This window comes from Streptomyces sp. WAC07094, assembly GCF_036320405.1.
GTDB classification, from domain to species: Bacteria; Actinomycetota; Actinomycetes; order Streptomycetales; family Streptomycetaceae; genus Streptomyces; species Streptomyces lannensis.
This window is the reverse complement of record NZ_JAVMJZ010000001.1, coordinates 4,852,394-4,876,831: the sequence shown is the minus strand read 5'-3', so window position 1 is coordinate 4,876,831 and position 24,438 is coordinate 4,852,394. Positions and strand designations below refer to the sequence as shown.

Sequence of the window (24,438 nt, the reverse complement as noted above, 5' to 3'; positions counted from 1 at the left end):
CACTCTTCAAACATAACTCAACACAACAAACCACGAGCAACCACCAGCGTCAACATCACAATCCAACAAAGCCCATCATCGAAAGTGTTCAAATATCGAACACAACGGCGTAGGTTCCGCTCTGATTGATTCACGCAACGAAGCGAGTACGTATGCAAACCCCCACATATCTCGCCGCCGGGCTCCGTCTCCCCACAAACGGGCTCGACTACACGATCCTCGGGATCTACTTCGCCGTGGTCCTCGGCATCGGGCTGGCCGCCCGGCGCTCGGTGAAGACCAGCCTCGACTTCTTCCTGTCCGGACGCTCGCTGCCCGCCTGGATCACCGGCCTGGCGTTCATCTCGGCCAACCTGGCCGCCACCGAGATCCTCGGCATGGCCGCCAACAGCGCCCAGTACGGTGCCTACACCGTCCACTGGTACTGGATCGGCGCCATCCCGGCCATGGTCTTCCTCGGCCTGGTGATGATGCCCTTCTACTACGGCTCCAAGGTCCGCTCGGTCCCCGAGTTCCTGCTGCTCCGCTTCGACAAAGGGGCACACCTTCTGAGTTCGATCCTGTTCGCCTTCGCCGCCATTTTGATCGCAGGCGTGAACCTGTATGCACTGGCGATCGTCGTGGAGGCGTTGCTGGGCTGGCCGCAGTGGGTGGCGATCGTGGTCGCCGGGTTCTTCGTGCTCGCCTACATCACCCTCGGCGGTCTGTCCTCCGCGATCTACAACGAGGTGCTCCAGTTCTTCGTGATCCTGGCGGCCCTCATCCCGATCACCCTGCTCGGCCTGAAGAAGGTCGGCGGCTGGGACGGCCTGACCGACAAGCTCAGCGCGACCCATGGGCATGACTTCGTCACCGCCTGGGGAGGCACCGGAATCGGCCATGCCAACCCGCTCGGCGCCAACTGGCTGACGATCGTCCTCGGCCTCGGATTCGTGCTGTCCTTCGGCTACTGGACGACCAACTTCGCCGAGGTGCAGCGCGCCCTGTCCGCGAAGAACCTCTCCGCCGCCCAGCGCACCCCGCTCATCGCCGCGTTCCCGAAGATCTTCATCGTCTTCCTGGTGATGATCCCCGGCCTGGTCGCCGCCGTCCTGGTGCCGAAGATCGGCACCCCGGGCTCGGATCTGCAGTACAACGACGCGATCCCGTACCTGATGCAGGAACTGCTGCCCAACGGCGTCCTCGGCATCGCGGTGACCGGACTGCTGGCGGCCTTCATGGCCGGCATGGCGGCCAACGTGTCGTCCTTCAACACGGTGTTCACCAACGACATCTGGGCGAAGTACGTGGTCACGAACCGCGAGGACGCTTACTACGTCAGGTTCGGACGGCTCATCACCGCCATCGGCGTACTCGCGTCGGTCGGCACGGCGTTCCTCGCCTCGTCGTTCTCGAACATCATGAGCTACCTGCAGACGCTGTTCTCCTTCTTCAACGTGCCGATGTTCGTGGTCTTCATCGTCGGCATGTTCTGGAAGCGCGCGTCCGCGAAGTCCGGACTGTGGGGCCTGCTCGCCGGCACGGTCACCGCGATGGTGAACTACTTCGTCATCTACAAGCAGGGCATCATCGGCATCCCCACCGACCAGGGCGCCAACTTCGTCTCCGCGATCGCCGGTTTCGTGGCCGGTGCCGTCGTCATGGTGGCGGTCTCGCTGTTCACCGAGCCGAAGCCCGCGGAGAGCCTCCAGGGCCTGGTCTACGGCAGCCGCTCCCCCGGCGTGGCCGAGGCGCCCGCCGCGGGCGACGACGCCTGGTACCGCAAGCCCGCCCTGCTGGGCTGGGGCGCGGTCGTCCTCGCCGCCGCCTGCTACATCCCGTTCTCGCTCTGACCGCGGGAGGATTGAGAAACCATGTCCGAGTACTCCGAGCACGACGTCCACCGCGCCGTCACCGACCTCGAGGGCAAGTCCACGACCGCCGCCCGGATCTTCGACCTGCGCCGCATCATCGGCGGCCTGTTCGTGGTCTACGGGATCATCGTCACGATCGCCGGCTTCACCGCCTCCGACGCCGACATCCGCAAGGCCCAGGGCGTCAACATCAACCTCTGGACCGGCCTGGGCATGCTGCTCCTCGGCCTGTTCTTCCTCGTCTGGCTGAAACTGCGCCCGACGGCTCCGCCGCTTCCGGAGGAGACCGCGGACGAGAAGCCTGCGCCATGACGTGCCCCTCGGCGGGTGAACCGTCCGCGGCCTGAGCCGCAGCGGCACCCCGCGCCCCGGCAGGAGCGCGGGGTGCCGCCAGGCCGGTCGCGAACGGCCCGCGCGGCCATGGATCCGCGGCTACTGCGGCGCCGGGTCCGCCCCGGGCGGCCGCGCGTTGTCGAGCGGTCCCGCACGGTCCAGCAGACCCGTGCGGGCCGCGAGGGCCGCCGCCTCCAGACGGGAGCCCACGCCGAGCTTCATCAGGACGCGCTGGACATGGGTACGGGCCGTGGACGGCGCGATGCCCATGCCGGCCGCGATCAGCCGTGTGTCCTCGCCGTCGGCGACCCGTACCAGGACCTCCACCTCGCGCGGCGTCAGCATCTGCAGCAGGCGCTGCCCCTCGTCGTCGGGCTGGGCCGCCGGATTGAGCAGCTCGCTGAAGGCGCCCTGCAGCAACTGCGGCGCCACCGCCGCCTCACCCGCCCGCGCCTTCATGATCGCCCGCTCGACCCCCTCGATGCGCTCGTCGTGCCGCACATAGCCCGAGGCGCCCGCGGCGAACGCGGCGGCGATCCCGCGCGGACTGGGCACCGGTCCGAGGACCAGCACCGCCACCTGTGGGCGCTCCCGTTTGATCCGCACCACCGGGTCGAAGACCCCCGGCTCGGCCGGTGTCGCCGTCCCCAGCAGGCACACCTCGGGTGCCCTGGTGATCACCAGTTCCGCCGCGCCCGCGGCCGGCGCGGCCGCGGCGAGCACCCGGTGCCCCCGCAGCTTCAGTGCCGAGGCGAGCGCCTCGGCGAGCAGTCGGTGGTCGTCGACCACCATGAGCCGCACTCCCATCGAGCAACCCCCCAGTCCCCCCATGGATGCCCACTACGGATGCCCACTGGCCCGTACGGGCGAAAGCCCCCGCGCACCCCCGCCCTTCATGCCCCCGGAAGCTACACGCTTGTTCGACGTCGCGCGCCCCTACCGGTGAGAAGTGCCCCGGATTGCGGAAATCCCAACCATTCGGAAGGAACGAGAATACGCGTACGGCCCCGCCCTTGAACTGGGACGGGACCGTACGACCGAGACTCGGTCAGTTGTCCGGGCCGGTGATCTCGAACACCGGCCGGGCCGTCAGCCGGTGCCGAACGCGACGGCCAGGTACCTGCCGTCGCCCGAACCCGACAGCTTGTCCGCGAAGACCTGGGCCATATAGAGGTGGCCGCTTCGGTAACGGATCTCCGCGTAGTCCGGGGAGAAACGGCTCTCCGCGTTGCGGACCGACTCGGACGAGGGGTTCTCGAGGAGCTCGGTCGGCTTGAAGGAGCCGCCGTCGATGCTCACGATCTGGCCGCCCTTGTCGTAGGGCGGGCGCTTGTAGGCGATGATGTTGCCGCCGTCCATGCGCAGCGGGGAGAGGGTGTAGCCGTCACCCGCGTCCGCACGCTGGCCGTTCAGCTTCCCGGTACCGAGGTCGAAGGCGACGATCTCGTTGGTCTCGCCGTAGCCGCCCGCACTGCCCTCGTGCTCCTTGGTCGGCACATAGACCCTGTCGTTGCCGACGGCGATCTGGGTGCACGCCTCGGTCTGTGTGATCCCGTCGCACCTGGCCGCGTACGTCTTGGCGGGCAGCGAGATCTTCGTACGCAGCGCGCCGGTCTTGTTGTCGATGGAGAACAGGTCCGAGATGCCGCTGCCGGCCGCGGAGTCGCCGACGTCCGCGGCGACCACGAGCGGGTCCGTCGACACGACGCTGGCGTACTCGATACCGGTCGCCATCTTGTATTCGGACTTCACCTGCCCGGACTTCGGGTCGATGGTCTGGATGTGCAGCTGACGGGCGCCGTACTGACCGCACTTGCGGACGGCGACCAGGGCCGGCCCTCCGCCGTACCCCGCGTCGTAGCAGGTGTCGCCCGGCTTCGGGCTCCACAGCGACCGGCCGGTGGCCAGGTCGAAGGCGGCCCCGCCCGAGGTGCTGCCGAGGGCGACCGTGTTCCCGCTCTGGGTGATGTTGCCGAAGGAGATCTTGTCGTCACCGGCCTTGGCGGAACCGGTCCACAGCTTCCTGCCCGCGCCGAGGTCGATGGCGGCGACCTCGGTGCAGCCATAGGACGGCTTGTCCTTCGTCGGCATCCCCGACTGGTAGAGGATCGCCGTGCGGTCGTCCTCGCTGGTGTAGCGGCTCACCGCACACACCGGGCCGGGAAGCTTGATGGTCCACAACTTGGTGCCCTTGTCGGGGTCGTAGCCGTCGATCTCGGCCACCCCGCTCTTCACATACGCCTTGTCGGTGGCCCAGGACCCGGCGACCTGGACGCTGGAGTCGTTCTTCACCACCGGCATCGGCAGCTGGAACAGCACCTTGGCGGCGGTGTCGGTCGGGGCCTTCTCCTCGGCACCACCGGAACCGGAGCCGCCGGTGGGGCCCTTGCCGTCCTTGCCGCCGTCGGACGCGGAATTTCCGCCCTTGTCATCGCGGTCGTTCGCGTACCAGACACCGCCGCCGATGATCAGTGCGATGGCGGCGACCGCCGCGACGATGATCCAGACCTGGGCGGACAGCCCCTTGCGGCCGCCGCCCTGTGGGGCCTGCGCCCCCAGCGGAACGGTCGGCGCGGAGCCGTAGGGCTGCTGGTTCGGGTAGCCGTAGCCGGGCTGCTGCGGGTAGCCGTACGGCTGCTGCGGCGGGTTCGGCGCCTGCGGGTAGCCGTACCCCGGGCCCTGTGCCGGCGGCGGAGGGGTCTGGGGCGGGGGCGGGGTGCCGTATCCCGGGCCCTGCGCCGGCGGCGGATCCTGGGGAGCGCCGAAACCGCCCGGCGACGGATCCTGCGGGGCGCCGAAACCGCCCGGCGGCGGCTGGTTCGGGGGCGGAGGCGGCTGGCTCATGAAGGGGTACCTCGAAGGACGGAAGAGTGGTGGGCAGGGACGGAGGAGCGGGCAGCCGGGTCACTTGCCGTAGGCGAGCATCAGCTTCTCCTTCGACTGGTTGGTGCCGCTCAGCCGGGTCGTGGAGATGTAGAAGCGCCCGTCCACGTAGTCGACCGCCTTGGCGTAGAAGCCGCTCTCGACCTGCGCGGCACCCGACGGGTTCTGCAGCAGCCTGCTGACGCCGTGGCCGCCGCCGCTCGTCGGGATCGAGACCACCTGGCCGCCGGCGGAGTACGACGGCTCGACGTAGGCGATCAGCCGGGTGCCGTCCGTCTTCAGCGGGAGCATCGTCTCGTCCGCGGGGGACTTCACCCGCCACTTCTCCTTGCCGGTGTCGAGGTTGAACGCGACCACCTCGTTGGGGCCGCTCTTCGACTCGGTCGGCAGGTACAGGGTGGTCGCGTCGGCGACCGCGCCGGTGCAGCCCTGCAGGTCGCGGCTGAGGACGGCAAAGCCGCACTCGGGCGCGAAGGAGTCCTTCGACTCGACGTCCGAGCGGGGGCTGCCGTCGTTCTTCAGCGTGGAGATGGCCACGGCCTTCTTGTCGTCGTTGGTGAGATACAGGACGACGGGATCGACGGAGAAGGCGCGCGCCACCTTCCAGCCCTTCGGGATCGGCCTGGTCCACTTGGCCCTGCCGGTCGCCGGGTCGAGTTCCTGCACCTCGTCGTGCGCCTTGGAGTTGCCCGCGGCGCAGGAGGCCACGGAGATCAGCCTGCTGCCGCCGGCGAAGGCGGTCGGGAAGCAGGCTCCGGTGTACTCCCGCTTGTCCCACAGCTTCTTGCCGGTGCCGACGTCGTAGGCCGTGCCCGACTGCGAGCGGCCGACCACCAGGGTCTTGCCGGTGACACTGAGATCGAGGCCGAGGGTGCTGTCGAACAGGGCGCCGTCGGCGACCTGCGCCTTCCAGCCCAACGCGCCGGTGTCGAGGTCGATCTGCTGGAGCAGGTTGCACTTGGCGTTCTCGCTGACGCCGCTCATATAGGCCACGACGATCTTGTCGTCGGCCGTCTTGTGCGGGGTGACCGCGCAGATCTTCTGCGGGAACGAGACCGGCTGCCAGGCCGGGGCGCCGTCGCCGATGTTGTACGCGAACACCTGCTTGTACGCGGCCTTCACCACCGCTTTGCCGGTTACCCACATGCCGGGGGCGTCGGCGCCGGAACCGGGCGCCTCGGGCGCCTCCTTGTACCAGAGGACCTTCGACTCACCCGCCTTGCGGCCCTCGTTGAGGTTCTCGGGGTCCTCGCCGCCGTCGCCGCTGCCGTCGCCCTGGTCGACCGGTGTGGAGGCCGCCGCGGACGGCTCGGCCGGCCCGCTCTTACCGGCGGTGGGCTTCTTGTCCCCGCCGCCGTCACCGCTGACCGCGTACACGGTCCCGCCTATGACGAGCAGCACGGCGACCGCGGCGCCGACGGCCAGCGCCGGCCTGCCCTTGAAGGGGTTCTTGGAGCCGCCGGGAGGCGGGGTCGGGGCGCCCGGGAACTGGGGCGGTGCTTGCGGATACCCGTACCCGGGCTGCGGCGGGGCGTAGGGGCCCGGCTGCTGCGGATAGCCGTAGCCGGGCCGGGAGTTGTACGGGCCGGGCTGCTGGGCGTAGGGGCCCGGCTGCTCCGGTCGGCCGTACCCGGGTTGTGGCGGGGCCGGGGGCTGGGCGGGCGGCGAAGGCGTGGCCTGCCGGGGGTCCTGCGGAGCGCCGAAGCCCCCCTGCGGCGGTGGATTCTGCGGTGCTCCGAAGCCGCCCTGCGACGGCTGGTCGGGAGGCTGAGTCATCAGTGCGTTCCCCCTCTTAACTGATGTGTCCCCACACCCGCGGTGCGCAAAATCGCCCATACGCCGGTGGTACTCAGGCTGTTCTCAGACGGCCCTTTGTATCACTGGGACGCCCATGAACACCGGGCCGATCCTGCCCCTGTTCCCAAGGGAGGACCGGCCTGTGATGACCCCGTTATGGCCTTCACGCGGCCTTCACGCCGGGGTGCGGGCGCCACCGAACGGCTAGGCCTCGTCCGCCAGTTCCAGCCAGCGCAGCTCCAGCTCCTCGCGCTCGCCGACGAGTTCGCGCAGCTCGGCGTCCAGGCCGGCCACCTTGCCGAAGTCCGTGGCGTTCTCGGCGATCTGCCGGTGGAGTTCGGCCTCCCGCCCGGAGAGCTTGTCCAACTGCCGCTCGATCCGCTGGAGTTCCTTTTTCGCGGCGCGGGCGTCGGCGGCGGAGACGGCAGGCTTCTCGACAACGGGCGCCGGGGTCGCGGCGGCTGCCGCGACCTCCTCCATGCGGTGCCGCCTCTCCAGGTACTCGTCGATACCGCGGGGCAGCATCCGCAATGTGGCGTCGCCGAGGAGGGCGTACACCTTGTCCGTGGTCCGCTCGACGAAGAACCGGTCGTGCGAGATCACGATCATCGATCCGGGCCAGCCATCGAGGACGTCCTCGAGCTGGGTGAGGGTCTCGATGTCGAGGTCGTTGGTGGGCTCGTCGAGGAAGAGGACGTTGGGCTCGTCCATCAGGAGCCGGAGCAGCTGCAGCCGCCGCCGCTCACCACCCGACAGGTCCCCGACGGGGGTCCACTGCTTCTCCTTGGTGAAACCGAAGGTCTCGCACAGTTGCCCGGCCGTCATCTCGCGTCCCTTGCCGAGATCCACGCGCTCGCGCACCCGCTGCACGGCCTCGAGCACCCGCCAGGCCGGGTCGAGCTCCGCGACCTCCTGCGAGAGATAGGCGAGTCTGACCGTCTTGCCGACCGCGACCCGGCCTCCGGCGGGCTGCCGCTCCCCCGCGCTGCGCGCGGCCTCGGCCATGGCACGCAGCAGGGAGGTCTTGCCCGCGCCGTTCACCCCGACGAGACCGATCCGGTCGCCGGGACCGAGCTGCCAGGTGACGTGCTTGAGCAGCACCTTCGGGCCGGCCTGGATTGTCACGTCCTCGAGGTCGAAGACCGTCTTGCCGAGCCGGGAGCCGGCGAACCTCATCAGCTCGCTGCTGTCCCGGGGCGGGGGCACGTCGTTGATCAGTTCGTTGGCCGCCTCGACGCGGAATCGCGGCTTGGAGGTCCGGGCGGGCGCGCCGCGCCGCAGCCAGGCCAGCTCCTTCCGGATCAGGTTCTGCCGCTTGGTCTCCTCGGAGGCGGCGATCCGCTCGCGTTCGGCACGGGCGAAGACGTAGTCGGAGTAGCCGCCCTCGTACTCGTGGACAGTGCCCCGCTGCACGTCCCACATCCGGGTGCACACCTGGTCGAGGAACCAGCGGTCGTGGGTGACGCAGACCAGCGCGGAGCGGCGCTCGCGCAGATGGGCGGCGAGCCAGGCGATGCCCTCGACGTCGAGGTGGTTGGTGGGCTCGTCGAGCACGATCAGGTCCTGCTCGGCGATGAGCAGCTTGGCCAGTGCGATACGGCGCCGCTCACCACCGGACAGCGGACCGATGACGGTGTCCAGACCCTGCGGGAAGCCGGGCAGGTCGAGCCCGCCGAACAGCCCGGTGAGCACGTCGCGGATCTTGGCGTTGCCGGCCCACTCGTGGTCGTCCATGTCGCGGATGACCTCGTGCCGGACGGTGGCGGCCGGGTCGAGGGAGTCGTGCTGGGTGAGCACGCCGAGGTGCAGCCCGCCGGAGTGGGTGACCCGACCGGAGTCGGCCTCCTCCAGCTTGGCGAGCATCCGGATCAGGGTGGTCTTGCCGTCGCCGTTGCGGCCGACGATCCCGATCCGGTCCCCTTCGGACACGCCGAGTGAGACGCCGTCGAGCAGGGCACGGGTGCCGTACACCTTGCTGACGTTCTCGACATTGACCAGGTTGACGGCCATTTCTCTCCTGACGCGGGGATCGATCAGCCTTCAAGCCTAGGGCCTGCGGAGGTGGTGGCGGGACGTGAACGTATCGTCACTCTTCGTAGTGAGTTGGCGTGTGATCGGCGTCCGGCGTCGGCATCGACAGGAACGCCGTCGGCGACCTCCGGAACGGGTCGGACGGCCGCACCCCGGCCCCGGGCCGCCCGTTCCACCAGGAGCCACCCCGAGAGCGTCATCACGACCGCCGCGGGGGCGGTGACGTGCACGGCGATCAGCAGCGCCGTACGCCCTTGCAGAAGCCCGCCGAAGCCGACCGCCGACAGGCCCAGGACGCCGAACAGGCAGAAGGTGACGCCGAGCGCGGCGGCGGGTCCCGCCCAGGCGCGCGGCGCACTCGGCTCCCGCGCGCCCGAGGGTTTTTCGAAGACACGGAAGACGGCCACCAAGGCACCGGTGAGCGTCACGGCGGCCACGATCCGCCATGGTACCTGTATCCACCACGCACCCGAGCCGGGTTCCGGCAGTCGGACACCGAGGGCGAGCAGCGCGCCGTAGACACCGAGCAGTGCCGTCAGATGCCACAGAAAGGCGGTCATCGAGACGCCGTTCGCCGCCACGACCGTCCGCCACACACGCGGACGGTCCAGCCACCGCGCGGCGGGCGCGCGCAGCAGTTCCACGGCCCCGACCAGCCACAGCCCGTGGCACAGCAGGGCGAGCGTGGGCGGCGCCATGTTGGAGACCTTCTCGCCCGCATGCCCACCATCGACACCGGATACGGTCCGAGGGCCACCAGCAGCGCCGCGCCCGCAAGGCCCGCCCCGGCGAGGACGTACGGCCGGCCGAGCCGCCCGTCCGCGCGCAGGAAACCGAGTTGGTGGACGGCCAGCCACACGAACGCGAAGTCGAGGAACTCGACGTAGGGGACGCCGAGTCCGAAGCGGAGCAGGTCGACCAGCCCGGCCGCGGCGACGAGCCCGCCGAACGCCCCCCACCCGTATCTCTCGTGCAGCCCGAGCAGCGGCGGGGTGAAGGCGACCATCGCGAGATAGATCCCCACGAACCACAGAGGCTGCGCGACCAGCCGCAGAGTGACGTCGAGCAGCCCGCCGCCGTGCCCGGACATCTGGAGGGCCGCGGCCACCGCGCCCCACACCCCGATGAACACGACGGTCGGACGCAACAGCCGCTGGAGGCGTGCGCGCAGGAACACCGAGTACGCCCTGGTGGTCCTGCGGCGGGTCGACCGCCAGGAGAGGGCGTGCGAGAAGCCTCCGACGAAGAAGAACACCGGCATCACCTGGAAGACCCAGGTGAGCAGTTGGAGCCGGGGCTGGAGTGCGAGCAGGTTGCCGACCTGGACGCGTCCGTCCGCTTCCACGGACACGGCGGCCATCAGCCAGTGCCCGAGCACGACGGTGGCGAGCGAGGCGACCCGCAACATATCGATGAAGCGGTCGCGGGAGGCCGGTGTGGCGGCGACGAGATCGCTGGGTCTCATGGCGCCACGATCGCGCGGCGACGAGGGAGCATGTCAGCGCACTTGTACTCAAGTGCCCTCTGAGTACGGCGACTTGACCGAGCACACCCCGACGGGACCTGCTCGAACGCGCCCTCGCAGGCGGTGCCTCGCCTAAGGGCGGCCTGGGTGCTGCAACTTGCTCAAGCGCCGTATCACGCGCGGACTTGCCCAAGCGCCTCTCGCCAAGGGGCCTTTGCCCAAGTGCACCTGGCGAACAAGCCCTTGGCCAAATGAGGCCCAGGCACCCGGACTTGCTCAAGTACGTCTTGAGCACGCGGCCTTGGGTATGCGCCTTCTCAGTCCCGAGCCCCGGTCGCGTCCCGGTGGCCGGGGTGCACCACGGTCGCTCCCGGAGCCGGCGACGGAGCAACCCGTGCCGACTTGCACGTACCGGACGCCCGCAGAGCCTCAGCGATCCTCTCCGCCCCGGACGCGTCCCGGGCGAGGAACGCCGTCGTGGGTCCCGATCCCGACACCAGCGCCGTGAGCGCCCCCGCCGCACGCCCGGCGGCCAGGGTCTGCGCCAGCTCGGGGAACAGGGACAGCGCGGCCGGCTCGAGGTCGTTGGACACCGCCGCCGCGAGCGCCCCGGTGTCCCCCTTGGCCAGCGCCTCCAGCAGATCCCGTGAGGCGACGGGTTCGGGGATCCGTGCTCCTTCGCCGAGCCGGTCGAACTCGCGGAACACCGCGGGCGTCGACAGCCCCCCATCGGCCATGGCGAACACCCAGTGGAAGGTCCCGCCGACCTCGAGCACCGTGAGCTTCTCGCCCCGCCCGGTGCCCAGCGCCGCCCCGCCCACCAGGCTGAACGGCACATCGCTGCCCAACTCGGCGCAGATCTCGAGCAGTTCCTCGCGTGACGTCCGCGTGCCCCACAGCGCGTCGCAGGCCACGAGCGCGCCGGCCCCGTCCGCGCTGCCGCCTGCCATGCCGCCGGCGATGGGGATGTCCTTGGCGATGTGGATGTGCACGGCCGGTTCGAGCCCGTGTCGGCCGGCGAGTGCCAGCGCCGCCCGGGCCGCCAGGTTGGTGACGTCGAGCGGCACCTGAGCGGCGTCGGGGCCCGAGCAGGTGACGCGCAGGGCGTCGGCCGGGGTCACCGTGATCTCGTCGTACAGGCCGACGGCCAGGAAGACGTTCGCCAGGTCGTGGAAGCCGTCGGGACGGGCGCCGCCCACCGCGAGCTGCACATTGACCTTGGCGGGGACACGTACGGTCACGCTCACTGCTGGGCCTGCTCCTCGTTCTCGGTGCTGTCGTTCTCGGTGCTGTCGTTCCCGGTGCTGTCGTTCCCGGTGCTGTCGTTCCCGGTGCTGTCGTTCCCGGTGCTGTCGTTCCCGGTGTTGCGGTTCTCGGCGATGCGGGCGAACTCCTCCACCGTCAGCGACTCCCCGCGGGCCTGCGGCGAGACCCCGGCGGCGACGAGCGCGGCCTCGGCCTTGACGGCCGACCCCGCCCAGCCGGCGAGCGCGGCCCGCAGCGTCTTGCGCCGCTGGGCGAAGGCGGCGTCCACGACGGCGAACACCGCCGCCTTCGACGCCGTGGTCTTGACCGGCTCGGTCCGCCGGACCAGCGAGACGAGCCCGCTGTCGACGTTGGGCGCCGGCCAGAAGACATTGCGTCCGATGGCCCCGGCGCGCTTGACGTCGGCGTACCAGTTGGCCTTCACGGACGGCACCCCGTACACCTTCGAACCGGGTGGGGCGGCCAGTCGGTCGGCGACCTCGGACTGCACCATCACCAGCGTCCGCTCGATGCTCGGGAAGGTGTCGAGCATGTGCAGCAGGACGGGCACCGCGACGTTGTAGGGCAGGTTCGCGACGAGGGCCGTGGGCGCGGGGCCCGGCAGCCCGGTGACGTGCAGGGCGTCGGAGTGCACCAGTGCGAACCGCTCCGCGCGCTCGGGCATCCGCGCGCCGATGGTCGCGGGCAGCGCCCCCGCAAGGACGTCGTCGATCTCGACGGCCGTGACGCGCTCGGCCACCTCCAGCAGCGCCAGTGTCAGGGAGCCGAGTCCCGGCCCCACCTCCACGACGACGTCCTCGGGACGGACGTCGGCGGTGCGCACGATGCGCCGCACCGTGTTGGCGTCGATGACGAAGTTCTGGCCGCGCTGTTTGGTGGGGCGCACACCGAGGGCGGCCGCGAGTTCGCGGACGTCGGCGGGGCCCAGGAGGGCGTCGGGGGTGGAGCTGCTCACGGAGCAAGGGTACGGGGCGGTGCGACGGCGCCGCGCACGCACGGCGGCGGGCGGCCCCGGGCCTCCCCCGGTGCCTTGTGAGCCAGGGGGAGGCCCGTGGACGGTGCCGTCCCCGGAGGAACGGCGGCGGTCGCGACTTCAGCGGTAGAGGTGCGGCCCGCAGTGCGGCCAGGGGCTGGAGCCCTGGCGCACGTACAACTTCTTGGCCCGGTACGTCTGCTCCGAGGACGGAGCGTCCTGCGGCCGGCCCGAGCCGCCCAGGCTGCGCCAGGTGCGCCGGTCGAACTGGTAGAGGCCTCCATAGGTGCCCGACGGGTCCACCGCACGCGCCTTGCCGCCGGACTCGCAGGTGGCGAGCCCGTGCCAGTTCAGGCCCTCGGCACCCCTCACCGAGTCCGGGTGACGCCTGGTGCCCACCCGGATCACCTGGGTCCTGGGCTCCTGCACCACCTCGGACTCGATCCGCCTCGGCTTCTGCCGGACGCCGTTGACGGTGCGCAGGACGTACGTCACCCGGCGCGTGCCCGGCCGCCCGGCGCGGACCACGACCTCGGTGCCCCTCAACAGACGCGGGTCCCGGGTGCGCCGCACGGCGAACGGGATCTGCTCCTCGCGGATCTCCTTCGAGCCCTTCACCCTCAGCACGGTCACCGTCTGGCCGTCGCGCGGAAAGCTGTCCGGCCGTACCGAGGTCGTGTCCTGTCCGCGCAGGACGACCCCGGCCTGCTCGACCGCCTCGCGGACGGTCGCCACGTTGGTCCGGATCGTGCGCGGCCGGCCGTCCGCCATCACCGTGACCGAACGCTCGGTGCGGACGTTCAGCGCGAGTCCCTCACGGCCGATCTTCCGGGAGCGCACGGTGGACAGAAAGGCGCCCTCCGCGCGCACTCCGAACTGCTGGAGCGCGCCGTCGACGGTGCGCGCCGTGGTCCACACCTGGCGCCGGTGGCCGTCGACGGTGAGGAACAGAGGGCGCCCGTAGCGCACCACGACATCGTCCCCGCTGGCCAGCGGGGTCCCGGGCCCGGGCGATACGACGTCGTGCGCTCCCACGGAGACCCCCTCCTCGGTGAGCAGTTCACCCACGTCGGCGGCGAAGGTGTGCAACGCGCGCGGCCGGCCGTCCACGGTGAGTTCGATCGCCTTGTCGTTGGCGACGAACGCGGTGGTGCCGCCGGCGAGGAAGGCGACGACCAGTGCCTGGGGGATGAGACGGCGGACGGAATCGGGGCGGGAGCGGCCCTTTCCGCGACGCGCGGCGTGCCGGGCCTGGGCACGGCCCGGCGGACGGGCCGTCGTCTCCGGCTGCTGGCGCGGCCACGGTCCCGCTATGTCCCCGGCGTGCACGGTGCGGGCCCGCGCCTCGTAGGCAGGCCGGTAGGTGTCCGGGTACGCCGGGCCGTAGGGCTCGTGATCCTCGTACGCCGGGGCCGGGTCGTACGTCCCGCATGGCGAGTACTGCCGATTGCTCACGACGACACGCTCCAGAGAGGTCCGAAACGGGAGACCAGAACCTAGCGCCTGGCCGTCACTCTCCAAAGCAACGCCGTTACTCGGTGTGGCGACACGCTTTCACTCCGAAACACCCGGAAATCCGGACGTTCCGGCGCCCCGGCCACACGCCTGCAACCGGGTGAAATCACGTTCAGTAATCGAAGGCGCGCGCCGTGTTCCTTGCGATCGCCTCCGCCAGCACGTCCTCCTCGAGCCCCTTCACGGCGGCCATCGCACGGACCGTGATCGGAACGAGATAGGGGGCGTTGGGCCTGCCCCGATAGGGCGCGGGAGTGAGGAACGGGGCGTCGGTCTCCACCAGGACGAGGCCGAGCGGGGCCACGGCGAGAGCCTCCCGCAGCGGTTGCGCGTTCTTGAAAGTCATGTTTCCCGCGAACGACATGAAGTACCCGGCGCGGGCGCAGGTCTCGGCCATCGTGGCGTCACCCGAGTAGCAGTGGAAAACCGTCCGCTCGGGCGCACCCTCCTCCTGCAAAATGCGCAGCACGTCGGCGTGGGCGTCACGGTCGTGGATGACCAGCGCCTTGCCGTGCCGTTTGGCGATCTCGATGTGCGCGCGGAAGGAGCGTTCCTGGGCGATCCTGCCCTCGGGCCCGGTGCGGAAGTAGTCGAGCCCGGTCTCACCGACGCCCTTGACGTGTGCAAGGGCCGCGAGAGCGTCGATCTCGGCGAGCGCCTCGTCCAGAGCGGCGTCACCGCCCGGTTCGCGGGCCCCCTGCCGGGACCAGCCGTCGGGGTCGCCGCCGACGATGCGGGGCGCCTCGTTGGGGTGCAGCGCCACGGCCGCGTGCACGGACGCGTGCGCGGCGGCCGTCTCCGCGGCCCAGCGCGAGCCCTTCACATCGCAGCCGACCTGCACGACCGTGGTCACACCCACCGCCGCCGCCCTGGCGAGCCCCTCCTCCACCGTCCCGGACTGCATGTCGAGGTGGGTGTGCGAGTCGGCGACGGGCACGCGCAGGGGTTCCGGAAGCGGGGGCGGCCCGTTCTTGTCGGACGCTTGGGAAGGCATGCTCCGATCCTACGAAAGGGCCGCGCCGCCTCTCGCCCGGGAGGAACCGTTCACCCCGCCTTGCGATGGTGAAACATGTGGAGCAGGTCCGAGAGGTGCCAGTGGTGGTGCTGCCCTGTCTCCTGCGCCCGCGCCGCCGGCTCGTCCAGGGTCTCCTCCCCGGCGGACCGCCCTGCCGGGTGGTGGTGCCGGTGCATGGAGTTCTGGACGGAGGACACCTGGCCGGGGCGCATGATGCGCACCACGTGGCTGTCGCAGTTCAGGCAGCTGGGACGGCTCAGCGGCGACGGGACGACGCGGCCGCCCGCCACATACATCACGAACTCGTTGCCGTCTCCGTCGAGGTGGTGCTCGATGTCGTACGACTGCTCCCAGCCGTGCCCGCACCGCATGCAGGCAAAGGAGTAGGACTCCTGTACGACGGCGGTGGCCATGCCTCGGTCGGCCTGCCCGATGCCGGCCGCGTCTATCCGGCCGGTGCGTCCTGCGATCTCACTCATGCCAGCTCCTCTTGTCCGCTGGACAAGCGCCCCGGTGAGGCGGGGTTCCCCCGGAATCCCGCGAGGTCCCACTGTGGGCGAGGGACGGGGACGTCCCTTCACCCAGTGGACGACTTCACCAGCGCGAACGCATCAAGGCCTGCCGAGTGTTGGAGGCGATTTGGAGTCCGCTTGCCAAATCGACCCGAACGCACCGTTATGGCTTTGCCTTCGGCGACAGCTCTTTGCCCGTCCATGGGGCGTCCGCTCATGGGAGAGGATCCCTGCTCGGAGGGGGTGTGGCCTCACGCGGACCGGTCGGCGTTCTTGGCCGCCACCACCGCGTCGAAGACCTCCCGCTTCGGCACGCCCGCCTCGGCGGCGACCGCCGCGATGGCCTCTTTGCGCCGTTCGCCCGCCTCTTCGCGCACCCGCACCCGGCGCACCAGCTCGGTCGCGTCGAGCTCCTCGGCTGCCCTCTCGCCCGCGCCCTCCACAACGACGGTGATCTCGCCCCGCACGCCCTCGGCGGCCCACTCCGCCAGTTCGCCGAGCGGGCCCCTTCGGACCTCCTCGTACGTCTTGGTCAGCTCGCGGCAGACGGCGGCCCGGCGCCCGGCTCCGAAGGCCTCGGCCATGGCGTCGAGGGTGGCCTGGAGCCGGTGCGGGGCCTCGAAGTAGACGAGGGTGCGCCGCTCCTCGGCGACCTCACGCAGCCGTGACAGCCGCTCGCCCGCCTTGCGCGGCAGGAACCCCTCGAAGCAGAAGCGGTCCACGGGCAGCCCGGACAGCGCGAGCGCGGTGAGCACGGCGGACGGACCGGGCACGGCCGTGACGCGAACGTCCTTCTCGACGGCGGCGGCGACCAGCCGGTACCCGGGGTCGGACACGGACGGCATCCCCGCGTCGGTCACCAGCAGCACCCGCGCCCCGCCCTCCAGCGCGTCGACCAGCTCGGGCGTCCGGGCGGACTCGTTGCCCTCGAAGTACGACACGACACGCCCGGCCGGCTGCACGCCCAGCGCCTGCGTGAGCCGGCGCAGCCGGCGGGTGTCCTCGGCGGCGATCACGTCGGCGGTGGCAAGCTCCTTCGCGAGCCGCGGCGGAGCGTCCTCGATGTCCCCGATGGGGGTGCCGGCGAGGACCAGGGTTCCGGGCGTAGCTGTCACGTTTCCATCCTCCCAGGCGCGGGCCGTACCCGATCGGAGGGGCCAAGCGCGGGACTCACACAGACGCGTTCCCTACGATGGCGCGGTGACCAGTACCGCGTCCTCCACGGACACCCGGCAGGGCCAGGCCACCGAAGAGCACCGGCCGGCATGGCAGCAGCGGCTGCGCCGTTTCGGATACACGGCGCGCCCCACAGGCGAGGTCCGTGACCGGCTGGTGCCGCCCTACAGCGAGCCCAGCCCCCGCGTCTGGGGGGCGCTCGGCCTGCACAAGGAGCTCGCGGACCGTCTCACCCGCTGGTCGGGCTGGGGCGGCCCGCTGCTCGTGACGCTCGTGGCGGGGCTCATGCGGTTCTGGAACCTGGGCAGCCCCAGGGCGGTGATATTCGACGAGACCTACTACGCCAAGGACGCCTGGGCGCTCATCCACAACGGATACGAGGCGAACTGGGCCAAGGACGCCAACGACCTGATCCTCAAGAACCACGGGCATGTGGGGATCCCGACGGACGCCGCCTACGTGGTGCATCCGCCGGTCGGCAAGTACGTGATCGGTCTCGGCGAGCTGATCTTCGGGTTCAACCCGTTCGGCTGGCGGTTCATGACGGCGCTGCTCGGCACGCTGGCCGTGCTGCTGCTGTGCCGCATCGGCCGCCGGCTGTTCCGCTCGACCTTCCTGGGCTGTCTGGCCGGTGCGCTGATGGCCGTCGACGGTCTGCAGTTCGTGATGAGCCGCACCTCGCTGCTGGACGGCGTCCTGGAGTTCTTCGTGCTCGCGGCCTTCGGCTGCCTCCTCATCGACCGGGACAGGGTGCGCGAGAAACTGGCGGCGGCGCTTCCGGCGGACGCCGACGGCCGGGTGCGCCCGGACCCCCACACGGCGGAGACGGTCCGCTTCGGTCTGCGCCCGTGGCGCTGGGCGGCGGGAGTGATGCTCGGTCTCGCCATCGGCACCAAGTGGAACGGCCTGTACTTCCTGGCGGCGTTCTGTGTGATGGCGGTCCTGTGGGACTACTCCGCCCGCAAGGTCGCCGGGGCCCGGCAGAGCGCCACGGCGGTCCTGACGCGCGACCTGGGTCTGACCTTCCTCGCCACGGTCCCCGTCGCGATCTGCGTCTACCTCGTCTCCTGGATCGGCTGGATCCTCTCCCCCGCCGACGGCTCCGGAGGCTACTTCCGCAACTGGGCGGCCACCGACGGCAAGGGCGGCACCTGGGCCTTCCTGCCCGACTGGCTGCGCAGCCTGTGGCACTACGAGCACGAGGTCTACCTGTTCCACGTGGGCCTGTCGTCCCCGCACACGTACCAGTCGAACCCGTGGAGCTGGCTCGTGGTGGGCCGGCCGGTCTCCTACTTCTACGAGTCCCCCTCCCCCGGCGAGGCGGGCTGCCCCGCGGACGCCGGCGACAAGTGCGCCCGGGAGGTCCTGGCGATCGGCACCCCGCTGCTGTGGTGGGCGGCCTGCTTCGCGATCCTGTACATCCTGTGGCGGTGGGCGTTCCGCCGTGACTGGCGGGCCGGCGCGATCGCCTGCGGGATCGCCGCGGGCTACCTGCCCTGGTTCATGTACCAGGAGCGCACGATCTTCTACTTCTACGCGGTCGTCTTCGTCCCGTTCCTGTGCCTGGCGGTGGCGATGATGATCGGCGCCATCATCGGACCACCCGGCTCGGACGAACGCCGCCGACTGGTGGGAGCGGCGGGCGCGGGCATCCTGGTCCTGCTGATCGCCTGGAACTTCATCTACTTCTGGCCCCTGTACACGGGCACCGCCATCCCGATCGACCAGTGGCGGTCGCGGATGTGGCTGGACACCTGGGTCTAGCCGACCGACAACGACGAAGGGGGCGCGGCAGGTTGCCGCGCCCCCTTCGTCGTTGTCGGTCGGCGATTGCCACCCGCCCCCCGGACGGCTCGGTCAGGGTGCCCCGGGAGAAGTGCCGAGGGCCAGGTCGCGGTCGACGATCACCGCTACCTTGCCCACCACCCCGTGGCCCGACTTCAGCGACTGGAGGCCTGCGTTGATGGCGTCCACGGCACTGTCGATGGTCCGGCCGATGTGCGGGACCACAAGCCCCTGTTCCGCCCACTCCATCGCCAGGTCCATCCCCTGCCGGAGAAGGGCGCGCGCCTCGCCGTCGAGCGTGCCGGGCTCGGAGAAGTAGCGCAGCAGATTGACGTCGACACGCTCGGCACCGCGCTCGGCCAGGATCGCGTCCACAGGGCTGTGGGTTTCGGCCAGGCGCGTCGTCCTGCCGGGGCCGACGCCGAGCACGATCCAGCTGCCGCCCCGCCGGACGGTCTTCGCGCTCTCGACGAAGCCCTGCTCGCTGTAGGTGGCGTCGAAGACGAGGTCGACGCCCCGGCCGTCGGTCAGCCGGGCGATGTCGGCCGCGATGTCGTCGTGCTTGTAGTCGAAGACGTGCTGGGCGCCGGACTGCCGTGCCAGTGCGATGGATTGCGGCGTACTGCCGCTGCTGACGACCATTCGGGCGCCCAGCGCACGCGCTGCCATCTGCACGGCCAGATGCCCGACGCCGCCCCCGCCGCCCGGGACATAGACCGTGTCGCCGGTCTGCACCGCTTTGTGAAGACCCGCGAACGCGGACAGGAAGCACATCGGAAGCGCCGCCGCGTCGAGGAAGCTCAGGGACGGTGGTTTGCGGGCGGTGAGGAATCGGTGGGCGAGGGCATAGCCGCCCTCGCCCCCGCCGGATGCGACCCAGCCGCCGTCACCGTCCAGATCGGCCAGGGCGGCCACCGCGTCGCCGACGGTCACATCACCGACACCGTGACCCACGGCGACCACCACACCGGCCAGGTCGAGCCCGAGGCCGACAGGGGGCGTCCGTCCCATGAAGTTGAGCTCGGCCAGCTTGTACTCCAGCGGGTTGAGCGACGAGGCAGCGACGCGGATCAGCACCTGGCCCGCCGCCGGCTGGGCGACGGGAATCCGCACCGCCTCGAGCGGCAGCCCGGCCCGGTCATGTGTGTAACCGACGCCGAGGAACGCCTCGGGAGTCTTCACGGTCTGCTTCATGACGCTTCCACCTCCGCAGCCACTCGTGGCGGGACGGACCCGCCACCGGAAGCCGGCCCCGCTGTCCCCCACCACCATGTCCGATTGTCGTGGACCTGCGCGATGCCGCCAGCGGTGACGGCGGCGCAAGCATGACGAAGGGTCCGTGGCCTGCGGTCATCGCAGGCCACGGACCCTGTGCCAGTGATCGCCGCTGTCAGCGGCTCATGCTCTGCCTTACGCCCCGGGCTGGATGGTCAGGAGACGATCCGGTCCGTTCATGCTCTGCAGATCGCGAAAACCACAGTGTTGTCATTGCTACCGGTGTTGCTGGACAGCTGTGACTGGTAACCGCGGGGAGGAGATCCGATCGGGCGGACACCTCCGGGGAAACTCGAGATGCTTCCGCTGACTGCGCCGATGGTGTAGGCGCCTCCGCCGGTGGCGAACGTTCCCGCCGGGCAAAGGACTTGGTTGAAGGTTCCGCTGCCCGCGCCGCCCGCCAGGGTGCTGGTCACCACAACGCTCTGGGACCCGTTCGCACCGGACGTGCCCTGGGTGCCCTGTGGCCCCTGCGCACCCGTCGTGCCCTGTGTTCCCGCGACGCCCTGCGCACCCGTCGTGCCCTGTGTTCCCGCGACGCCCTGCGCACCCGTCGTGCCCTGTGTTCCGGTGCTGCCCTGCGTCCCGCCGGAGCCCTGGAAACCCTGGGTTCCCTGGGGCCCCGTCTGGCCCTGCGCGCCGGCGGTGCCCTGGACGCCCGTCGGGCCCTGCGCCCCGGTGGAACCCTGGACACCCTGCGTCCCGGTGCCGCCCTGGAAGCAGGACCGAGGCCTCCCTGAGCGCCTGTGGTGCCCTGAGTCCCCTGCGGTCCGGCGATGCCTTGAGCGCCTGTGGTGCCCTGTGCGCCCGTCGAGCCCTGCGTGCCGTCGGAGCCCTGGAAGCCCTGCTCAGGGCTCCCTGGGCGCGACGGGCGCCCGAGGAGCCACGGGTTCGCAGGGCTTCCAGGGCGTGGCGGAACGCAGGGCTCGGAGGCCCCGCGGCATCCGCTCGCCGGCCGGTGAGGCCGCGCTCATCCCGGGCGCAGCCGTCGCCGTTCAGGTATGTGGTTCGATGTGGGGGTTTGGGTCATATATCTGATCACTCTTCGGCCAATAATCAAACACGCCCGTCACAACCTCCCCAAGGGCCGCCTACAGTGCGAGATCTACGGGGAGGGGATGACGCGCCATGCGCAAGGGGGTCAAGGCCGCCATAGTCGGCGGGGTGTTCGTGGTCATGGTGGGGGGTGCCGGATACGGGGCGTACAACTTCCTGACGGCACTGAACGAGGGCACCTCCTCCAGCAGCAGTGTCGGCGGACCGGCGCCCGTGAAGACCGGACCGCCGTCCACGAGCGAGGTCAAGGAGGCGAGTGCCAAGTTCCTCGCCGCCTGGCAGAAGGGCGACGCGGCCGCCGCCGCCTCGTACACGAACAACGCCGGGGACGCCGAGCAGTTGCTGACCGCGTACGGCACCAGCGCGCACATCACCAAGGTGCACATCACGCCGACCGCACCGAGCGGTGACTCGGTGCGGTACTCGGTGAAGGCGACGGTGTCGTACGGCGGGAAGTCCGAGCCGCTCGCCTACGACAGCGAGCTGACGGTCGTGCGCGGTGTGACCACCGGGCGCGCACTGGTCGACTGGCAGCCGTCCGTGGTCCATCCCGCCCTGGAGAAGGGCGACACACTCGTCACCGGTGAGGCCAAGGTCCCGCCCATCGAGGCGGTCGACCGGAACAACACGGTCCTGACCGCGGCCGAGTACCCCTCGCTCGGACCGATCCTGGACGCGCTGCGCGAGAAGTACGGCGACAAGGCGGGCGGCAGGCCCGGCGTGGAACTGACCGTCGAGCGCGCCGATGCGAGCGCGCCGAGCAAGACCCTGCTCACGCTCGCCAAGGGCACCCCGGGCAAGCTCCGCACCACGATCAGCGCCCCCGCGCAGGCGGCGGCCGAACGGGCCGTGCGGCAGTACGCGGAGTCGTCGGTGGTGGCGGTCAAGCCGAGCACGGGTGAGGTGCTCGCGGTCGCCAACCACCGGCAGGACGGGTTCAACGCTGCCTTCGAGGGACGGCTCGCGCCGGGTTCCACGATGAAGGTCATCAGCGCGGCGACGCTCATCGACAACGGCATCACCAGCATGAACGGCCCGGCGCCCTGCCCCGAATCGGCCGTCTGGCAGAGCCAGACCTTCCACAACCTCCAGGGTCTGGTCCCCAACGAGCAGGCCACGCTGGCCAACAGCTTCATGCGGTCGTGCAACACGGCGTTCGTGAAGTACGCGGACGCGGTGAAGGTCGACTCGCTCACCCGGGAGGCCGAGGACCGTTTCGGGCTCGGCCAGGACAACTGGAAGACCGGCATCGTCTCCTTCGACGGCTCGGTGCCCGCCTCCGGCGGCCCGGACACCGCGGCCAACCTGATCGGCCAGGGCCAGGTCCAGATGAGCCCGCTGAACATGGCGTCGGTCACGGCGACCGCCACCACCGGTGCCTTCCGGCAGCCGTACCTGATCTCGCCGAAGCTCGACGGCCGCCAACTGGCCCGGGCCAGGGGCCTGTCCGCCAGTACCGTCGCCCAGCTGAGGGCGATGATGCGGCTGACGGCGACCCAGGGCACGGCCGCGCACGTCATGGCGGGGCTCAGCGGTGACATCGGGGCGAAGACCGGCTCCGCCGAGGTCGACGGACAGACCAAGTCCAACAGCTGGTTCACCGGCTACCGGGGCGATGTCGCCGCGGCGGCCATGACCCAGGAGGGCGGGCACGGCGGCGACGCGGCCGGTCCTATCGTCGCAGCTGTGCTACGAACCGGCGGCTGAGGTCACCCGCGCCGGCCCGGGACTCTAGTGTGGTGTTCTCGTTGAGGAACATGGGGGCACCGGGGGACCTGGGGACTGCGGAGGATCGGGAGCTGTGGGCAAGAGAAGGCGCGCCGCCGAGCGCAGGAAGAGCCGCCCGCTGGTGGTCGGAGGACTGATCGCCGTCGTCGGTGTGGCCGGAGCGTTCGGCGTCTACAGCCTGCTCGGCGGCGGCGCGGCGGCCGACGACGGCAAGGCGTTCCGGGGCGTGCTCAAGCCCGCGAAGACCGGGCCGCCGTCCGCCTCCGAGGTCCGCACGACGGCGGCGGCGTTCCTCACGGCCTGGCAGCAGGGCCAGGTGGCGAAGGCCTCGGCCGTAACGGACGACTCGGCGGCCGCGACGCAGGCCCTGACGGGTTACGGCAAGGACGCGCACATCACCGGGGTGACACTGACCCGCGGTACGCCGTCCGGTGCCTCGGTGCCGTTCTCCGTCAAGGCGACGGTGTCGTACCAGGGCAGGAGCAAGCCGCTGGCGTACGACTCGAAGCTGACGGTCGTGCGCCGGGCCAAGGACGGTCTGCCGCTGGTCCGTTGGCAGCCTTCGGTGATGCACCCTGACATGGCCGAGGGCGACCGCCTGGTGACGGGGGAGGCGGGCACGCCCCCGATCAAGGCCCTCGACCGGGACGGCGGCGAGCTGACGACGGCCAAGTACCCCTCGCTCGGAACCGTGCTGGACGGTCTGCGGGAGAAGTACGGCAAGAAGGCCGGCGGCAAGGCGGGCATCGAGCTGCGCATCGTGCGCAAGGCGGCGGCCAAGGGCAGCCAGAAGGTGCCCGACAAGACGCTGGTGACGCTGAGCGAGGGCACACCGGGCACGGTGAAGACGACGCTGAGCCCGACGCTCCAGGCGAAGGCCGAGCAGCAGGTGTCGCAGAAGGACAAGGCCTCCGCGGTCGTCATGCGCCCGTCGACGGGGGAGATCCTGGCCGTGGCGAACTCGAGCCACGGCTTCAACGCGGCCTTCCAGGGCTCCCTGGCCCCTGGCTCGACGATGAAGATCGTGACGTCGACGCTGCTGTTCGAGAAGGGGCTCGCGCACGCGGACAAGCCGCACCCGTGCCCCAAGTACGTGACGTACGGCGGCTGGAAGTTCCAGAACGACGACAAGTTCGAGATCAAGAACGGCACGTTCAAGGCGAGCTTCGCGGCCTCCTGCAACACGGCCTTCATCAGCCAGGCGGAGAAGCTGAAGAACGACGACCTCACGAAGATCGCACAGCAGATCTACGGTCTGAGCATGAACAACTGGGCGATCGGCGTCCCGTCCTTCGACGGCGCGGTCCCGGTACAGAACGCGGCCCAGATGGCGGCCTCCCTGATCGGCCAGGGCAGCGTCCGCATGAATCCGCTGAACATGGCCTCGGTGGTCGCGACGGCCAAGACGGGCGTCTTCCACCAGCCGTACCTGGTCTCACCGTCGTTGGACGACCGCTCGCTGGCCAAGGCGACCCGCACCATGTCGGCGTCGACGCAGGCCCAGCTGAAGGAGGTCCTCCAGTACACGGCCGCGGCCGGCACCGCCGCCAAGGCGATGGCGGGCCTGGGTCCCGACTACGGCGCGAAGACCGGCTCGGCCGAGGTGGACGGCCAGGAGCAGCCGAACGGCTGGTTCACGGCGTGGAAGGGCGACCTGGCCGCCGCGGGTGTGGTCCAGCAGGGCGGCCACGGCGGTGACTCGGCGGGACCGATCGTGGCGTCCCTGCTGCGCGCGGGGAGCTGACCCGCGACCGGTGGTGTCCCCTCGCCGCGGG

17 protein-coding genes and 1 pseudogene are annotated in these 24,438 nt (G+C 70.6%); 6 read left to right on the top strand and 12 right to left on the bottom strand.

Translation table 11 applies throughout. The features are described from left to right. Window positions 1-152 precede the first annotated feature (152 nt). Both RCR19_RS21625 and RCR19_RS21620 read left to right on the top strand, forming a co-directional pair. Window positions 153-1,832, top strand: a complete 1,680-nt coding sequence (locus tag RCR19_RS21625; protein WP_331266625.1) for a sodium:solute symporter family protein — start codon at window positions 153-155, stop codon at window positions 1,830-1,832. Window positions 1,833-1,853: 21 nt separating this feature from the next. Beyond that, window positions 1,854-2,165 (top strand): hypothetical protein, encoded by a 312-nt coding sequence (locus tag RCR19_RS21620; protein WP_331266624.1) that lies wholly within the window; start codon window positions 1,854-1,856, stop codon window positions 2,163-2,165. Window positions 2,166-2,285: 120 nt separating this feature from the next. Here RCR19_RS21620 and RCR19_RS21615 read toward each other — a convergent pair whose 3' ends face one another. From RCR19_RS21615 to rsmI, 11 genes and pseudogenes are all read right to left on the bottom strand, one after another. Beyond that, complete coding sequence (locus tag RCR19_RS21615) at window positions 2,286-2,978, bottom strand: response regulator transcription factor (RefSeq protein ID WP_331266623.1); 693 nt, start codon at window positions 2,976-2,978, stop codon at window positions 2,286-2,288. 297 nt (window positions 2,979-3,275) lie between these two features. Next, the gene (locus RCR19_RS21610; RefSeq protein ID WP_331266622.1) at window positions 3,276-5,030 is read right to left on the bottom strand and encodes a PQQ-binding-like beta-propeller repeat protein; all 1,755 of its coding nucleotides are present in this window, start codon (window positions 5,028-5,030) and stop codon (window positions 3,276-3,278) included. Window positions 5,031-5,090: 60 nt separating this feature from the next. Beyond that, the gene (locus RCR19_RS21605) at window positions 5,091-6,845 is read right to left on the bottom strand and encodes a PQQ-binding-like beta-propeller repeat protein (protein ID WP_331266621.1); all 1,755 of its coding nucleotides are present in this window, start codon (window positions 6,843-6,845) and stop codon (window positions 5,091-5,093) included. A gap of 225 nt (window positions 6,846-7,070) precedes the next feature. Further along, a complete protein-coding gene (locus RCR19_RS21600; protein WP_331266620.1) occupies window positions 7,071-8,876 on the bottom strand; it encodes an ABC-F family ATP-binding cassette domain-containing protein in 1,806 nt (601 codons plus the stop codon). Window positions 8,877-8,899: 23 nt separating this feature from the next. Then, window positions 8,900-10,362: pseudogene (locus RCR19_RS21595) on the bottom strand (acyltransferase). A 317-nt stretch (window positions 10,363-10,679) separates the two neighbouring features. Next, window positions 10,680-11,609, bottom strand: coding sequence for a 4-(cytidine 5'-diphospho)-2-C-methyl-D-erythritol kinase (locus RCR19_RS21590; protein ID WP_331266619.1), 930 nt, complete (start codon window positions 11,607-11,609; stop codon window positions 10,680-10,682). Beyond that, entirely contained in the window at window positions 11,606-12,583 is a 978-nt protein-coding gene (gene rsmA, locus RCR19_RS21585; RefSeq protein ID WP_331266618.1) for a 16S rRNA (adenine(1518)-N(6)/adenine(1519)-N(6))-dimethyltransferase RsmA, read from the bottom strand. Before rsmA ends, RCR19_RS21590 begins: the two co-directional genes overlap by 4 nt. Window positions 12,584-12,721: 138 nt before the next feature. After that, window positions 12,722-14,056: a ubiquitin-like domain-containing protein gene (locus tag RCR19_RS21580; RefSeq protein WP_331266617.1), complete on the bottom strand. Its 1,335-nt coding sequence runs from the start codon at window positions 14,054-14,056 to the stop codon at window positions 12,722-12,724. 172 nt (window positions 14,057-14,228) lie between these two features. Then, window positions 14,229-15,110, bottom strand: a complete 882-nt coding sequence (locus RCR19_RS21575; protein WP_331266616.1) for a TatD family hydrolase — start codon at window positions 15,108-15,110, stop codon at window positions 14,229-14,231. Window positions 15,111-15,160: 50 nt separating this feature from the next. Then, a complete protein-coding gene (locus tag RCR19_RS21570; protein WP_331266615.1) occupies window positions 15,161-15,610 on the bottom strand; it encodes a hypothetical protein in 450 nt (149 codons plus the stop codon). 284 nt (window positions 15,611-15,894) lie between these two features. Continuing rightward, complete coding sequence (gene rsmI, locus RCR19_RS21565; protein WP_331266614.1) at window positions 15,895-16,758, bottom strand: 16S rRNA (cytidine(1402)-2'-O)-methyltransferase; 864 nt, start codon at window positions 16,756-16,758, stop codon at window positions 15,895-15,897. A gap of 85 nt (window positions 16,759-16,843) precedes the next feature. On the opposite strand from rsmI, the gene RCR19_RS21560 reads away from it, so the two are divergent. Next, window positions 16,844-18,583, top strand: a complete 1,740-nt coding sequence (locus tag RCR19_RS21560; protein WP_331266613.1) for a phospholipid carrier-dependent glycosyltransferase — start codon at window positions 16,844-16,846, stop codon at window positions 18,581-18,583. A 93-nt stretch (window positions 18,584-18,676) separates the two neighbouring features. On the opposite strand, the gene RCR19_RS21555 is transcribed toward RCR19_RS21560, so the two are convergent. Then, window positions 18,677-19,798, bottom strand: coding sequence for a zinc-binding dehydrogenase (locus RCR19_RS21555; RefSeq protein WP_331266612.1), 1,122 nt, complete (start codon window positions 19,796-19,798; stop codon window positions 18,677-18,679). 449 nt (window positions 19,799-20,247) lie between these two features. On the opposite strand from RCR19_RS21555, the gene RCR19_RS21550 reads away from it, so the two are divergent. From RCR19_RS21550 to RCR19_RS21540, 3 genes are all read left to right on the top strand, one after another. Further along, on the top strand, window positions 20,248-20,619 hold the full coding sequence (locus RCR19_RS21550; protein ID WP_331266611.1) for a hypothetical protein: 372 nt from the start codon (window positions 20,248-20,250) through the stop codon (window positions 20,617-20,619). Between the two features lie 388 nt (window positions 20,620-21,007). Next, window positions 21,008-22,642: a penicillin-binding transpeptidase domain-containing protein gene (locus RCR19_RS21545; protein ID WP_331266610.1), complete on the top strand. Its 1,635-nt coding sequence runs from the start codon at window positions 21,008-21,010 to the stop codon at window positions 22,640-22,642. 94 nt (window positions 22,643-22,736) lie between these two features. Continuing rightward, window positions 22,737-24,407, top strand: a complete 1,671-nt coding sequence (locus tag RCR19_RS21540) for a penicillin-binding transpeptidase domain-containing protein (protein WP_331266609.1) — start codon at window positions 22,737-22,739, stop codon at window positions 24,405-24,407. Window positions 24,408-24,438: the final 31 nt, after the last annotated feature.